The sequence below is a fragment of the Microbacterium sp. genome (genome assembly GCF_029263575.1).
Taxonomy (GTDB): Bacteria; Actinomycetota; Actinomycetes; order Actinomycetales; family Microbacteriaceae; genus Microbacterium.
Map to the genome: position 1 here is coordinate 16,713 of NZ_JAJUFV010000016.1, position 14,130 is coordinate 30,842.

Below are 14,130 nucleotides of genomic sequence, written 5' to 3' on the forward strand. Positions count from 1 at the left end.
CATGACGACGATGCTCGGACTCTCCCTCGCGGGGCGCAGCGTGCTGATGGTAGGGGGAGGCGACGTCACCGCACGGCGGCTCGGCCGCTTCGTCGCAGATGGTGCGGTGGTGCAGATAGTGGCTCCGGAGCTGTCACCGCGCACGGCCGCGCTCGTGAAAAAGCACTCCGTGCAGTGGCGGGAGCGCGCATTCGTGGACGATGATCTGGGGGATGTGTGGCTCGTGCACACCGCCACCGGTCACCCGGCGGTAGATCGCGCTGTCGCGCGGCTGAGCGACCAGCGCCGCATCTTCTGCATCAACGCCTCGGCGGGCGCCCATGGCAGCGCCAGGATGACGGCACAGAGCACGTCCGGGGACGTCGTCGTGGGCGTCGCCAGCGAGGTCAGCGTCGACCCACGACGTGCGGCCGGCGTGCGCGATGGGATCGAGAGCCTGCTGGAAGCGGGCCGACTGCCGCTGCGGCGTCAACGCGCCTCGGGCGTCGGGCGCGTCGATCTTGTCGGCGGGGGTCCGGGACCCATCGATCTGCTGACCGTGCGCGCTAGGCGCCTGCTAGCCGAGGCGGATGTCGTGATCGCCGATCGACTCGGACCGACAGCCGAGGTGCTCACCGAACTCGACACCGACGTACTCATCATCGATGTCGGTAAGAGGCCGGGCCACCACCCCGTACCGCAGCACAGGATCAACGAACTTCTCGTGGAGCACGCGACCGCCGGCAAGCGCGTCGTACGGCTCAAGGGAGGCGACCCTTTCGTGTACGGACGCGGTGGGGAGGAGGTCATCGCATGCCAGCTCGCTGGTGTGCCCGTCGAGGTGACGCCCGGCCCCTCCAGCGTCACGTCGGTGCCACAGGCAGCCGGCATCCCTCTCACGCATCGGGGCACCGCATCGTCCCTGCATGTCATCAACGGGCAAGGCGAGGTATCGGCCACCACGTTGCAGTCGCTCTCGGACGCCGACGTGACAACAGTGATGCTGATGGGTGTGGCCGCATTGCCGGAATTCGTGGGGGCAGCACTCGCACACGGCATCCGCGATGATCTGCCCGTCGCGATCGTGGAAAGCGGGCACACCCGTCATCAGCGCACAACGCACAGCACTCTCGGCGAGGTGGTCGCCGTCAGCGCATCGGTCGGGGTGCGAAATCCCGCCGTCATCGTGTTCGGAGATGTCGCCCGCGCCGGCCTTCTTACCCGCGATGGCTCACACTCCGGAGTTCACCTTTCGTGAGTTCGACGACTCTTGCCAGCAGCGCACTATCGGGATGCTCGATCGTCATCGCCGCCGATCGACGCGCCGGTGACCTTGCCAGCGCGCTGGAACGGCGAGGTGCTCAGGTGCAGCGCGCGCCCGCGTTGAGCATCCTCTCGCACACCGATGATGAGGAACTGCTTGCGCGTACGCGTACGCTCATCGAGAACCCGCCAGACGTCGTCGTCGTGACAACGGGCGTCGGATTTCGCGGTTGGATGGATGCCGCGCACGAGAACGACCTCGCTGAAGAGCTGACGAGCGCACTCCGGTCAGCTGTGTTCATAGCGCGCGGTCCCAAAGCGCACGGCGCGATTCAGCAGGCCGGTTTCGTCGCTGACTGGGTTGCGAGATCGGAGACATCGGCAGAAGTAGCTGACTACCTGCGTTCGACGACGCTGGCGGGCAAGCGGGTCGCCGTACAGCACCACGGCGCCGGATCCGACGGACTCGACGAGGCACTCTCATCCGCGGGCGCCGTCGTCGTGAGACTCATGGTCTATCGGTGGGGTCCGCCGGAAGAGCCTGAGCGCGTTGAACGCACCATTGTCCAGGCCGCCGATGGCGACGTCGATGCAGTCCTGTTCACCTCGGCTCCCGGCGCTTCGGCGTGGATCGCAGCCGCCCGGCGGCAGAGCGAGCTTGAGAGAATCCGTGCTCGCGTCGACCGCGGCCGCGTACTGCTTGCTGCTGTCGGCCCCATCACCGCCTCTCCGCTGGCGGACGCAGGACTTCCCACGATGATCGCCGCTCGTGGGCGGCTCGGATCTCTCGCGCGCTGCGTGATCGGACACTATGACGTCGGGGGAGCGGCCCCCTGGGTTGCAACCACCGCGGGCAGGCTCTCGATGCGCAGCAGCGGGGTCGTCGTCGCGGGAAGGTTCACCCCGCTTTCGCGCACCGGCGCTCGACTTCTCGGTGCGCTCTTCGACGCCGACGGCGCCGTGCTCTCGCGAGACGAGATCGCACACGAACTGCCGGGGACGATCCAAACCGCACATGCAGTGGAGATGGCCGTGGCCCGGCTGCGTGAAGCACTCGGTGATACCGACATCATCAAGACCGTCGTCAAACGCGGTTACCGCCTGAGTGTGGAGGAATCCGGATGACCACCCTGATCGCATGCTCGCACGGCACCAGCGACCTGTCCGGTCAGGCAGCCATCCGCTCCGTGGTCGAGGACGTCCGCACCCTGCTTCCGAACGTTCGCGTCGTTGCGTCCGTGGTCGACGTGGAGCAGCCGCAGATCGATGACGTCATCGCGCGCGAAGCACCGCGCGATGACGTCATCGTCGTGCCGCTGCTGCTCTCTATCGGCTATCACACCGCGGTCGACATCTCACAGGCGGTGCAGGCACACGCGAACGTCCGCCAAACTCCGCCGCTCGGCACGCACCCGCTGATCGCCGACATACTCATCGACCGCATCGACTCGGTGGCTCCGGGAGGTGTCAGCGCCGATGACCTCATCGTGCTCGCCGCCGCTGGGTCGACAAACCCCGCCGCGCGAGACGACGTGAATGAGGTCGCCGCGCGTCTGCGCGCGCGCATTTCTGCGCCTGTCACCGTGGGATTCGCATCGGCCGCGTCGCCACGCATCGTCGAATCCGTCGCGGCGGCGCGCACGGCGGGAGCGCGTCGCGTGATCGCGGCGCGCCACGTGCTCGCCCCCGGCTTCTTCGCCGTTCTGGTCGACAAGGCCGGCGCCGACTTCGTCTCGGCGCCCTTGGCCCCGGATGCTCGAATCGCTCAGGTGATCGTCGAGCGGTTTCACGCAGCATCCGGCCAGAGCTGAATCGGTCAATCCAAAAGGATGCCCCGGTGAGCTTCGGTCTCACCGGGGCATCCTGGCTCACTGTCAGAGAACGCTGACTGGCTCTTTCTGCGAGTCGGGCGAGACGTCAGCGGCCGCCTCGTCCCCAGTCGCTGCCGCCGGAACCGGGCGCGCTGCGATCAGCTGCTTGCCACGGGCCGGACGCACCCTTCGTGCAGCGGGTCGCCCATGCGTGAGATACAACGGGATCCCGACGAACGCCAGCCCGCCGACGAGGTTGCCGATGACCATGGGGATCTCGTTCCAGAGCAGGTAGTCCATGATGGTGAAATCAGCACCGAGCAGGAGTCCGGAGGGGAACAAGAACATGTTCACGATGGAGTGCTCGAAACCCATGTAGAAGAACAGCGAGATCGGCAGCCACATTCCGAGGACCTTCGCGACGAGGCTGTCCGAGGCCATCGACAGGACGACGCCGGTGGAGACCATCCAGTTGCAGAGCACACCGCGGAAGAAGAGGGTGAGCATGCCCGCGGCACCGTGATCGGCATAGCCGACGGTGCGGCCGTGTCCTATCTCGCTGATCGCCTCGCCTACCGGGCTCGGTTCAGCGGAGAATCCGTAGGTGAAATAGATCGCCATCAGGACGGCGATCATGAACGCACCACCGAAGTTGCCGAGGAACACCAGGCCCCAATTGCGCAGCATTGCGCCCACCGTCGCCCCCGGGCGCTTGTCCAGCACGGCGAGCGGCGCGAGTGTGAATACGCCCGTGAGCAGGTCGTAGCCGAACAGATACAGGATCACGAACCCGATCGGGAACAGCACAGCGCCCAGAAGAGGCTCACCGGTATTCGTGGCCACCGTCAGTGCGAACGCGGCGCCGAGCGTGAGCAGCGCCGCGCCCATGAATGCGCGGATGAGAGTGTCACGCGCAGAAAGCTGAAGCTTGTAGGCGCCGGTATCAACCATTCGGGTGACGAGTTCGGCGGGTTTGAGATAGGACACGGACAACCTCCACGAATGCATCGGATGAGCTCTGTACTGGACTCTCGTCCAGCGTGGCTCAGCGCCGTTTCAGGCAGAGGCGTCGCGTGTTACATGTGTGGGGCGAATCCCTCACATTCGTGTACACGATGAGTGAGATGCCGACTACTCGGCCTGTGCGTCGCCGCCGAAGATGTCGGTGAACGGGTTCTCGAGCGGCCCGGGTGTGGAGGACTCGGTCGGCTCGGGTTCCGGGGCAGTTACGGCGGCATGAACGGACTGGCTGGCGATGGCAGCCACGACGATGAGCCCGCCGACGATCCCAGCCACAGTGTTATCGCGGATGCGCCGGCTGATCTGGCCCTCATGCCACGCGGTGCGGGCGGCGTACAGACGGGATCGTTCAGCATCAGTACGTGAGCGCTGAGCGAGCTTCGGTCCGCGACGTGCCATGAGTGCCTCCTTCATCCGACGCCTTGCGCGAGCGTCGAATGCGAGCCTACCGGTGCCGTCGGGGCCGCTGTGCATTCTCGCAGTGTCGGCGGAGCGCATTAGCCTGGATGCATGACATCCGCACCTCTGCTCTCGGGACAGACCCCGCTTGCTGTGCGGATGCGCCCGGTGTCGTTGGACGAGATCGCCGGTCAGCAGCACCTGCTGCGCGCCGGGTCGCCGATCGTGGCGTTGGCCGATCCGGAATCGTCATCGCCCGGGGCGGTGTCGATCATCCTCTGGGGTCCGCCTGGCACGGGCAAGACAACACTCGCGCAGACGATCGCACGCTCATCCGGACGACGCTTCGTCGAGCTCTCCGCGGTCACAGCGGGGGTGAAAGACGTCCGCGAGGTCATGCAAGAGGCCATCACCCAGCGCGATCTGTACGGGCAGACCACGATCCTGTTCCTCGACGAGATCCACCGGTTCACAAAAGCTCAGCAGGACGCATTGTTGCCCGGTGTGGAGAACGGCTGGGTGGTGCTGATCGCCGCGACCACAGAGAATCCGTCGTTCTCCGTGATCTCTCCGTTGCTCTCACGCTCACTGCTGCTGACCTTGCAGCCGCTCGGTGACGTAGACATCGCCACTCTCATAGACCGCGCTGTCACCGACGCGCGCGGGCTCAACGGCACGGTGGCGATCGCCGACTCCGCCCGCGCGGCACTCGTGCACCTGGCATCCGGCGACGCGCGCCGTGCGCTGACCGGACTCGAGGCCGCGGCCGCTGTGGCGATGTCGTCGGCCGATGACGACACCGCCGTGGCGACCATCGACGAAGACCACGTCGCGCAGGCCGTCGACCGCGCTCTGCTGCGTTACGACAAGCAGGGTGACGAGCATTACGACGTCATCAGCGCCTTCATCAAATCTATTCGCGGCTCTGATCCGGATGCCGCGCTGCACTATCTTGCACGCATGATCGAAGCGGGGGAGGACCCGCGATTCATCGCGCGCCGCCTGGTCATCTCCGCATCCGAAGACATCGGGCTCGCCGATCCACACGGGCTTGTCATCGCCACCGCTGCAGCCGACGCCGTCGCCTTTATCGGCATGCCGGAGGGGCGCATCCCGCTCGCCGAGGCCACGGTCTATCTGGCGACGACAGCGAAATCCAACGCGGCCTATGCCGGCATCGACGCGGCGATCGCTGATGTGCGCGCCGGCGCGTTCGGTCGAGTGCCGACGCACCTCCGAGATGCGCACTACGCCGGCGCGAAACGGCTCGGCCACGGCGCGGGGTATGTGTTTCCGCACGACAACGACAACGGCATCGTGCCGCAGCAGTATCTTCCCGATGAACTCGACGGCCGGCGCTACTACTCACCGAAGCCACTGGGGGCCGAGCGCGACATCTCTGCTCGCCTGGAGCGCATCCGTCGTATCCTCGGTGACCGCTGACGTTCATCCGAGGCGATCTGTTAGACTTGAGCGGCTCGAAACTCAGTTTTCAGGCATCCCCTCGCTCACACCCACCTGTTCTGCGCCCCGGCGTGCGCTTTCCAGGCAGAGCGACGGAGATACGTCCGTGAGGCGTGAAAGACACGTCCACGTCATCGGAAGGAATGCTTCGTGGTTACGAAGTCCCAGAACCGTCGCAAGGTGCGTCTGTCGCGCGCCCTCGGCGTCGCGCTCACCCCGAAGGCCGCCCGCTACCTCGAGAAGCGTCCCTACGCTCCGGGCGAGCACGGCCGCACCAAGCGCAAGACCGACAGCGACTACGCAGTGCGTCTGCGCGAGAAGCAGCGTCTGCGTGAGCAGTACGGCATCCGCGAGAAGCAGATGCAGATCGTCTTCAAAGAAGCCCGCAGCAAGGACGGCCTGACCGGTGAGAACCTGGTCGAGCTTCTCGAGATGCGCCTCGACGCTCTCGTGCTGCGCTCCGGCTTCGCTCGCACCACGGCGCAGGCGCGCCAGATGGTCGTGCACCGTCACATCCTCGTCGACGGCCAGCTCGTCGACCGCCCGTCCTTCCGCGTGAAGCCGGGCCAGCTCATCCACGTCAAGCCCAAGAGCGAGGGTACCGAGCCGTTCCAGGTCGCAGCAGCCGGCGGCAACGCCGAGGTTCTGCCGCCCGTTCCTGGCTACCTCGAGGTCGACCTCGACAAGCTCCAGGCCCGTCTGGTGCGCCGTCCGAAGCGTGCCGAGGTCCCTGTGACCTGTGAAGTGCAGCTCGTCGTCGAGTACTACGCAGCTCGCTAACGAGACGCGAACCACTCAAGTCGCGCAGCGACCAGTCAAGAGGCGTCGGGATTCCCGGCGCCTCTTGTCGTTTGCGCATACGATGGACAGACCGCGCATCGGCGGTTCGAAAGGTGAGGGTGACGAAATGAAGACCTTTCTGTGGTTCTTGATCGGGGTCATGGGCGGTTTCATCGCCGCGCACTTTGTGAGCAAAGACCCGCGAGGGCACGATCTCCTCGCAGACGTCGACGCGCGCATCGCCGGATTCACCGCGGCGTTCAACGACGCCTATCGCGCGCAGGAAGCGCGCCTCGACAGCACGACCGGCAACTGAAGAACAGCTCCGGGCGCCTGGCTTCCACAGCGCCCACCTCGTCTCATACAAGGACAGCCTCACCCCTATGAAAACCGCGGAAATCGCGCAACGCTACCTCAACTACTTCGAGAAGAACGGGCATACGGTCGTCCCGTCGGCGTCTCTGGTGAGCGATGACCCGACGGTCATGTTCACGATCGCCGGCATGGTTCCCTTCGTGCCCTATCTGACCGGCGTCGTCCCGGCGCCGTACCCACGCGCGACCGATGTTCAGAAGTGCATCCGCACCAATGACATCGAAGAAGTCGGCAAGACGGCACGCCACGGCACGTTCTTCCAGATGCTCGGCAACTGGTCCTTCGGCGATTATTTCAAAGAGGGCGCCATCGGCTACGCCTGGGAACTGCTGACAACGTCCGAGGCCGATGGCGGCCTGGGGTTCCGCGAGCAGGACATCTGGGTGACGGTCTACGACACGGATGATGAGGCCGACCGGCTGTGGCAGAAGATCGCCGGCCTGCCCGCGTCCCGCATCCAGCGCATGGGTCGTGAAGACAATTACTGGCACACCGGGCAGCCGGGCCCCGCCGGCCCCTGCTCTGAGATCTACATCGATCGCGGACCGGCATACGGGCCGGACGGCGGACCGCTCGTCGACGATACTCGCTTCACCGAGATCTGGAATCTCGTCTTCATGCAGGAGCTGCTCTCCGAGGTGCGTTCGAAGACAGACTTCGACATCGCCGGCCCTCTGCCGAAGAAGAACATCGACACCGGCATGGGCCTGGAACGCGTCGCGATGTTCAAGCAGGGTGCCGAGAACATGTACGAGACAGATCAGGTTCGCCCGGTCCTCGATCGCGCCATGGAGATCTCCGGCCGCGCCTATGGAAAAGACCACGACGACGACGTGCGCTTCCGTGTCGTCGCCGATCACGTTCGCTCCTCGCTCATGCTGCTCTCTGACGGTGTGAAGCCGGCCAATGACGGACGCGGTTACATCCTGCGTCGGCTGATGCGCCGCACCGTGCGCTCCATGCGCCTGCTGGGCGTGGACGCTCCGGTCTTCCCGGAGCTGTTCGCAGCCTCCCGCGATGCGATGAAGACGGCGTATCCGGTGCTGGAGACGGATTGGGATCGTCTGTCGGCCCTCGCCAACGCCGAGGAAGAGACCTTCCTTCGCACCCTCGCACAGGGCTCGACGATTCTCGATCTCGCTCTCGACGAGACGAAGAAGACCGAGAGGAAGACACTCGCCGGGTCGGAGGCATTCCTGCTACACGACACGTACGGCTTTCCGATCGACCTCACACTGGAGATCGCCGATGAGGCGGGCCTGCAGGTCGATCGCGAGGCCTTTGACGCTCTGATGCTCGAGCAGCGGACGCGTGCCAAGGCCGATGCCAAGAGCCGCCGTCGCCAGCTTGCCGATGTCTCGGTCTATCGCGACTTCCGTGCACGGGGGGAGACGCGCTTCGCCGGCTACACCGACCTCGATATCGAGTCGACCGTCTTGGGGATCCTCGTGGACGGTCAGCCGGTGACTTCCGCGTCTGAGGGTCAGGTCGCCGAGATCGTTCTGGCCGAGACGACGCTGTATGCCGAGTCCGGTGGGCAGGTTGCCGACAAGGGCACGATCGTCGGATCGGGCTTCTCGCTTGAGGTGCTCGATGTGCAGCGCCCTGTCCCGGGCCTGATCAGTCACACGGTTCAGGTGGAAACAGGGGTGGTGGCTGTCGATGACCGCGCCACGACCGTCGTGGACGCAGCCAATCGTCGGGCCGCCCGGCAGGCTCACTCGGCGACGCACCTGGTGCACGCCGCTCTTCGTGACACTCTCGGCTCGAGTGCGACGCAGGCCGGTTCGCTCAATCGCGCCGGCTACATGCGCTTCGACTTCGCGTGGTCGCAGGCGTTGTCTTCCGAGACCAAGACCGAGATCGAGGACATCACCAACCGTGCCGTGCAGGACGCGCTGGAAGTGACCACCCGCATCGTCTCTCTCGACGAGGCGAAAGAAGCAGGTGCCATGGCGCTGTTCGGCGAGAAGTACGGCGACGTGGTGCGCATGGTCGATATCGGCGGACCCTGGTCGCGGGAGCTCTGCGCGGGAACGCACGTCGCTTCGAGCTCCGAGATCGGTCTCGTCAGCGTTGTCGGTGAGGCCTCTGTCGGCGCATCCAATCGGCGTATCGAAGCGCTCGTGGGGCATGACGCGTTCCGAGAGCTCGCTGCCGAGCGGGCGATCGTGTCGCAGCTGACCGGAGCGTTGAAGACTCCGCGTGAGCAGCTGCCAGAGCGCATCGCCGAGATCGCGGCCAACCTCAAGGCAGCGGAGAAGCGCATCGCCCAGTTCGAGGCGAAGGAGCGCGAGGGACGGGTTCCGGCTATTGCCGAATCGGCGCAGCGCGTCGGTGTCTACCGTGTTGCCGCGGTCTCCGTCGGAGACGTCTCTTCTGCTGACGATGTCCGCGGGCTCGCCCTGAGCGTACGTGAGCGGCTCGGCTCTGAAGCGGCGGTCGTCGCACTGGGCGGCGTCGTGTCCGGGCGCCCTGTGGTCGTGGTCGCGACGAACGAGGCCGCACGTTCCGCGGGAGCGAAGGCCGGCGCACTGGCCAAGCGCGCCGCCGGCGTGCTCGGCGGCGGTGGCGGCGGTCGCGATGATGTGGCCCAGGGCGGTGGCGCTGACGCATCCGCGCTGCAGGCGGCTCTGGATGCCGTGGCTGAGGAGTTGCGCGGCGCGTGAGCGAGTTTCGCCGCGGTGTGCGGCTCGGCATCGACGTGGGGAAGGCGCGAGTGGGCGTGTCGCGCTGCGACCCTGACGGCATGCTCGCGGTTCCTGTCGAGACCGTGCCGCGAACAGAAGAGTCGTTCACGCGCATCGGCGAGCTCGCGCGTGAGTATGAGCCGATCGAGTTCGTCGTCGGCCTGCCGGTCAATCTGCAGGGCACCGACACAGCATCCACCGTCGATGCCCGCGAGTTCGCGGCCGACCTGCAGGGACTCACCGACATCCCGGTGCGTCTCATCGACGAACGTCTCAGTACCGTCACGGCGCATGCGGCGCTGCGATCTTCTGGAAGGTCACAACGAAAATCTCGTAGCATTGTCGATCAGGTCGCGGCGGTGGTTCTGCTCCAGCACGCGATCGACACGGAGAAGAGCACCGGCGCCCCCGCCGGCTTCGTGGTTCCAACGGATGAGGAGCCCGTCTGAACATGCCCGATCGTGAGACACCCGGCGACGATCCATCGGAGAAATCCGGTGATCTCTTCGCCAATCTGCCCACGCCGTCGCACAGCGCCCCGCGCGTCGATTCCGCGCCGCCGGCTCCTGGTTCGCGGCGTGCCCGACGCGAGGCGGCACAGTCGCCCGGGCAGGCCGAGCAGTCAACCCCGCCAGAGCCGTCGACGCTGCCAGAGTCGTCGACGCTGCCAGAGTCGTCCAGTAGGACCGATCAGATGCCAGAGTCCGCCGAAGCCGTTGAGCCGACGCCCGCAACTCCTGCGGCCGCGAAGAGCCCGGCGAATTCGTTGGACGATCTCTTCGCCTCCGAACACGAGCAAGACAACGAGACCGGCACGAAGGGCCGCAAGAAGAAGCGCCGCACCGGCTGCCTCGTCGCGCTCATCATCGTTCTCGCACTGATCGGCGGTGTTGTGGCCGGCGGCGTATGGGTGATGAACACGTACGGTGAACAGGTCAACGACATCTTCGGCTGGGGCGAGCCGAAGGACTGGGAGCCCGGGATGGCCACCGGAGAGGCCATCGTCACGATCCGCTCCGGTGACACGGGTTCGCCCGTGTCCACCGCGCTGTACGAAGCCGGCGTCACGAAGACCGAGAATGTCTTCTATGACTATCTCGTCGAGAACGACCCATCGTTCACGTTCTACCCCGGTGTGTACTCGCTGCAGAAGAAGATGACCGCCGCAGCGGCGTTGGAAGCCCTGGGAAACCCCGAGAACAAGATGGAGAACTCCGTCAGCATCCCCGAGGGCGGAACCGTCGAGTCATCGCTGCCGGTGATCGCGGAGAGTATCGGAATCCCGATCGAAGACCTCGAGGCGGCGGCTGCGGACCCGAGCACTTTCGGCGTCGAAGCCGACAGTCTCGAGGGCTGGCTGTTTCCCGCCGTCTACACCTTCGACCCCGACGCGGATGCCACTCAGATCATCCAGCGGATGGTTGACCGCACTCGCCAGTCACTTGAATCCGCCGGTGTGGAAGCGGGCGACGAGCAGCGTGTGCTGACGATCGCGTCGATCATTCAACGCGAGGGTCGCCTCGACGATTTCCCGAAGGTGTCGCGAGTGATTCAGAATCGCCTCGATGACGGGATGAAGCTGCAGATGGATTCCACGTCGCAGTACGGCTACGGCGAGCTGCACGCCGGCAAGCTCAGCACCTCCAAAGAGGCACAGAACGACGACAACCCCTGGAACACCTACGTCCATGTCGGATTGCCGAAGGGCCCCATCGCGAACCCGAGCGATGCCGCCATCGATGCCGCGATTCACCCCGTCGACGGCCCGTGGTTCTATTTCGTCACGATCAACCCGAGTACCGGAGAGACGGTGTTCTCCGTGACATACAGTGAGCACGAGAAGGCGGTCGCCACCTGGATCGAGTGGTGCAGCGAGAACCCCGATCAAGGATGCTGACGCCATGACCGCACGTCTCGCCGTCTGGGGTGCGCCGATCGATCACAGTAAGTCGCCCGCGCTGCACACGGCCGCGTACCGCGCTCTCGGGCTCGACTGGGAATATGGGCGTAAGCACGTGGATGCCGAGCACTTCGCGGCTGAGCTGGCCCAGGGCGATGCCACATGGCGCGGACTCTCGCTGACGATGCCACTCAAAGAAGTGGCGTTCCGCTCTGCGACCAGACACGATCGCCACGCGGAGCTGACCGGGGCAGTGAACACGCTGCTGTTCGCCGACGCCCTCCACGGGTTCAACACGGACGTCGGCGGGATCATCGACGCACTGGCTGAGAACGGGATCCGCTCGCTGGCGTCGGCGCGCATCCTCGGTGCTGGCGCAACGGCTGCGTCGGCGTTGGTCGCCGCCTCGGAGATGGGCGCTCAGCATGTCGACCTTCGTGCGCGCCGGCCGGAACGCGCGGGGGAGATCGCCCGGCTCGGCGAACGACTCGGGGTCTCCGTCGCCGTCTCCGACTTTCTGTCACCGGCATCCGATGTTGATGCGACGATCGCCACGCTGCCCACCGGCACGGTGCTGGATGCCGATGTGACCCGGCCGCTTGCGGCGACCGGCGGCGTGCTGCTCGATGCGGCGTACGCTCCCTGGCCGTCTGCTTTGGCGAGTGTCTGGAACAGCGCCGGGGCGATCTCCGGACTGGCGATGCTCTTCAACCAGGCCGTGCGGCAGGTGCGGGTGTTCGTGCATGGCGACCCGTTGATCGAGCTACCCGATGAGGCCCGAGTGCGTGACGAGATGTACACGGCGCTCATGGGAGACTAGAGCAATGCTCCGCGTGCTGACTGCCGGCGAATCGCACGGCCCCGAACTCATTGCTGTGATGGAGGGACTCCCATCGGGCGTCCCGATCTCCTCCGAGGCGATCCAAGCCGACCTCGCCCGGCGCAAGCTCGGCTACGGTCGCGGTTCGCGCATGAAGTTCGAGCAGGATGAGCTGACCATCTCCGGCGGCGTGCGCCATGGCAAGAGCATGGGCAGTCCCGTGGCGCTGCGCATCGGCAACACGGAATGGCCGAAATGGACCGAGGTGATGAGCCCCGAGCCCACCGAGGTCACCGACCGCTCGCGCGGGCGCTCGGCGGCGCTGACGCGCCCACGCCCGGGCCACGCCGATCTCGTGGGCATGCAGAAGTACGACTTCGACGAAGCGCGCCCGATCCTGGAGCGCGCCAGCGCGCGTGAGACGGCGGCGCGTGTGGCTCTGGGCGCCGTAGCGCGCTCCTTCCTCGGTGAGCTCGGAATCCGTCTGGTCAGCCACACGCTCTCGATGGGTCCGGTTCGTGTTCCGGACGATGCGGCCCTTCCAACTCCCGACGATGTCGAGCTGCTCGACGCCGATCCGCTGCGGTGCTTCCACCGCGAGACCTCCGAGCGCATGATCGCCGAAGTCGATGATGCGCGCAAGAGCGGAGACACGCTCGGTGGCATCGTCGAAGTGCTCGCCTACGGGCTCCCGCCGGGGGTCGGCTCGCACGTGCACTGGGATCGTCGACTGGACGGCCGCCTCGCCCAAGCCGTCATGAGCATCCAGGCGATCAAGGGCGTCGAGATCGGCGACGGGTTCGAGACGACGCGTCGGCGTGGATCCGCGGCCCACGACGAGCTCTTCGCCGCAGCGGATGGCATCACACGCGCCTCCGACCGCGCTGGGGGTACCGAGGGCGGTATGACGACCGGCACCGTACTACGCGTGCGCGCCGGAATGAAGCCGATCGCCACAGTGCCGCACTCGCTGCGCACGATCGACGTCGCCACCGGTGAGACGGCGACAGCGCATCACCAGCGCTCAGACATCAGTGCCGTTCCGGCAGCCGGTGTCGTCGCCGAAGCCATGGTCGCGATCGAGCTGGCGAACTCCGTTCTGGAGAAGTTCGGCGGGGACAGCATCGGTGAGACTCGGCGCAATCTGCAGAGTTACCTTGACGCGATCCCGGCGGTGTTGCGCACGGCTCCCGCATCAGAGGCAGCGCTGATCGCCCACGATGAGCACTCCTGAGGCGATGACCGTCGTGCTCGTCGGCCCCATGGGCGCGGGCAAGACGAGCATCGGCCGCAGAGTCGCGAAACAACTCGGCGTCGTATTCACCGATACCGATAAGAGCATCGCCCGCGAGCATGGACCGATCCCCGAGATCTTCGCCCAGCACGGGGAAGGGAGTTTTCGGCGGCTCGAGCGCATCGCCGTGAGCGAGGCGCTGGAGGGCGGGGGAGTGATTTCTCTGGGCGGCGGGGCTGTCACCTCAGCGCAGACGCGTGAGCTGTTGCGTCCCCATCCCGTCGTCTTTCTCACGGTGTCACCGGAGGCCGTCGCGGCACGCATCAAGGGCGGGAGCAGGCCGCTCCTGGTCGGCGATGATCCGTTGACGACGTGGACTGCGATCTACGAGCAAC

At 66.0% G+C, this 14,130-nt stretch carries 14 protein-coding genes; 12 read left to right on the forward strand and 2 right to left on the reverse strand.

Features of this window, described 5'->3' with window-relative positions; translation table 11 throughout:
• Nucleotide 1 precedes the first annotated feature (1 nt).
• From cobA to Q1J95_RS03110, 3 genes are read left to right on the forward strand one after another with little or no spacing between them, the layout of a single operon-like run.
• A complete protein-coding gene (gene cobA / locus Q1J95_RS03100) occupies nt 2-1,237 on the forward strand; it encodes a uroporphyrinogen-III C-methyltransferase (protein WP_300265805.1) in 1,236 nt (411 codons plus the stop codon).
• On the forward strand, nt 1,234-2,367 hold the full coding sequence (locus tag Q1J95_RS03105; protein ID WP_300265806.1) for a uroporphyrinogen-III synthase: 1,134 nt from the start codon (nt 1,234-1,236) through the stop codon (nt 2,365-2,367). The genes cobA and Q1J95_RS03105 overlap by 4 nt, the downstream gene beginning before the upstream one ends.
• Nucleotides 2,364-3,053: a sirohydrochlorin chelatase gene (locus Q1J95_RS03110; RefSeq protein ID WP_300265807.1), complete on the forward strand. Its 690-nt coding sequence runs from the start codon at nt 2,364-2,366 to the stop codon at nt 3,051-3,053. The genes Q1J95_RS03105 and Q1J95_RS03110 overlap by 4 nt, the downstream gene beginning before the upstream one ends.
• 63 nt (nt 3,054-3,116) lie before the next feature.
• On the opposite strand, the gene Q1J95_RS03115 is transcribed toward Q1J95_RS03110, so the two are convergent.
• Both Q1J95_RS03115 and Q1J95_RS03120 read right to left on the reverse strand, forming a co-directional pair.
• Complete coding sequence (locus Q1J95_RS03115; protein WP_300265808.1) at nt 3,117-4,040, reverse strand: formate/nitrite transporter family protein; 924 nt, start codon at nt 4,038-4,040, stop codon at nt 3,117-3,119.
• A gap of 144 nt (nt 4,041-4,184) precedes the next feature.
• On the reverse strand, nt 4,185-4,472 hold the full coding sequence (locus Q1J95_RS03120) for a hypothetical protein (protein WP_300265809.1): 288 nt from the start codon (nt 4,470-4,472) through the stop codon (nt 4,185-4,187).
• Between the two features lie 111 nt (nt 4,473-4,583).
• On the opposite strand from Q1J95_RS03120, the gene Q1J95_RS03125 reads away from it, so the two are divergent.
• From Q1J95_RS03125 to Q1J95_RS03165, 9 genes are all read left to right on the forward strand, one after another.
• Complete coding sequence (locus tag Q1J95_RS03125) at nt 4,584-5,915, forward strand: replication-associated recombination protein A (RefSeq protein ID WP_300265810.1); 1,332 nt, start codon at nt 4,584-4,586, stop codon at nt 5,913-5,915.
• 171 nt (nt 5,916-6,086) lie between these two features.
• Complete coding sequence (rpsD, locus tag Q1J95_RS03130) at nt 6,087-6,716, forward strand: 30S ribosomal protein S4 (protein WP_300265811.1); 630 nt, start codon at nt 6,087-6,089, stop codon at nt 6,714-6,716.
• A gap of 127 nt (nt 6,717-6,843) precedes the next feature.
• On the forward strand, nt 6,844-7,032 hold the full coding sequence (locus Q1J95_RS03135; protein ID WP_300265812.1) for a hypothetical protein: 189 nt from the start codon (nt 6,844-6,846) through the stop codon (nt 7,030-7,032).
• 67 nt (nt 7,033-7,099) lie between these two features.
• Entirely contained in the window at nt 7,100-9,760 is a 2,661-nt protein-coding gene (gene alaS / locus Q1J95_RS03140; RefSeq protein ID WP_300265813.1) for an alanine--tRNA ligase, read from the forward strand.
• Nucleotides 9,757-10,230, forward strand: a complete 474-nt coding sequence (gene ruvX / locus Q1J95_RS03145) for a Holliday junction resolvase RuvX (RefSeq protein WP_300265814.1) — start codon at nt 9,757-9,759, stop codon at nt 10,228-10,230. The genes alaS and ruvX overlap by 4 nt, the downstream gene beginning before the upstream one ends.
• Before the next feature lie 2 nt (nt 10,231-10,232).
• Entirely contained in the window at nt 10,233-11,678 is a 1,446-nt protein-coding gene (gene mltG, locus Q1J95_RS03150) for an endolytic transglycosylase MltG (protein ID WP_300265815.1), read from the forward strand.
• 4 nt (nt 11,679-11,682) lie between these two features.
• A complete protein-coding gene (locus tag Q1J95_RS03155; RefSeq protein ID WP_300265816.1) occupies nt 11,683-12,501 on the forward strand; it encodes a shikimate dehydrogenase in 819 nt (272 codons plus the stop codon).
• Between the two features lie 4 nt (nt 12,502-12,505).
• Nucleotides 12,506-13,735, forward strand: coding sequence for a chorismate synthase (gene aroC / locus Q1J95_RS03160; protein ID WP_300265817.1), 1,230 nt, complete (start codon nt 12,506-12,508; stop codon nt 13,733-13,735).
• Nucleotides 13,722-14,130 (forward strand): shikimate kinase (locus Q1J95_RS03165; protein WP_300265818.1); only part of this gene is annotated, 409 nt, incomplete at its 3' end. The genes aroC and Q1J95_RS03165, both read left to right, overlap by 14 nt.

What these genes read in the sequence shown, in the direction of transcription:
- cobA (WP_300265805.1), top strand. Translation starts at nt 2, where the DNA reads ATGACGACGATGCTCGGACTCTCCCTCGCGGGGCGCAGCGTGCTGATG.
- Q1J95_RS03110 (WP_300265807.1), top strand. Translation starts at nt 2,364, where the DNA reads ATGACCACCCTGATCGCATGCTCGCACGGCACCAGCGACCTGTCCGGT.
- Q1J95_RS03120 (WP_300265809.1), bottom strand. Translation starts at nt 4,472, where the DNA reads ATGGCACGTCGCGGACCGAAGCTCGCTCAGCGCTCACGTACTGATGCT.
- Q1J95_RS03125 (WP_300265810.1), top strand. Translation starts at nt 4,584, where the DNA reads ATGACATCCGCACCTCTGCTCTCGGGACAGACCCCGCTTGCTGTGCGG.
- Q1J95_RS03135 (WP_300265812.1), top strand. Translation starts at nt 6,844, where the DNA reads ATGAAGACCTTTCTGTGGTTCTTGATCGGGGTCATGGGCGGTTTCATC.
- alaS (WP_300265813.1), top strand. Translation starts at nt 7,100, where the DNA reads ATGAAAACCGCGGAAATCGCGCAACGCTACCTCAACTACTTCGAGAAG.
- mltG (WP_300265815.1), top strand. Translation starts at nt 10,233, where the DNA reads ATGCCCGATCGTGAGACACCCGGCGACGATCCATCGGAGAAATCCGGT.
- Q1J95_RS03155 (WP_300265816.1), top strand. Translation starts at nt 11,683, where the DNA reads ATGACCGCACGTCTCGCCGTCTGGGGTGCGCCGATCGATCACAGTAAG.
- aroC (WP_300265817.1), top strand. Translation starts at nt 12,506, where the DNA reads ATGCTCCGCGTGCTGACTGCCGGCGAATCGCACGGCCCCGAACTCATT.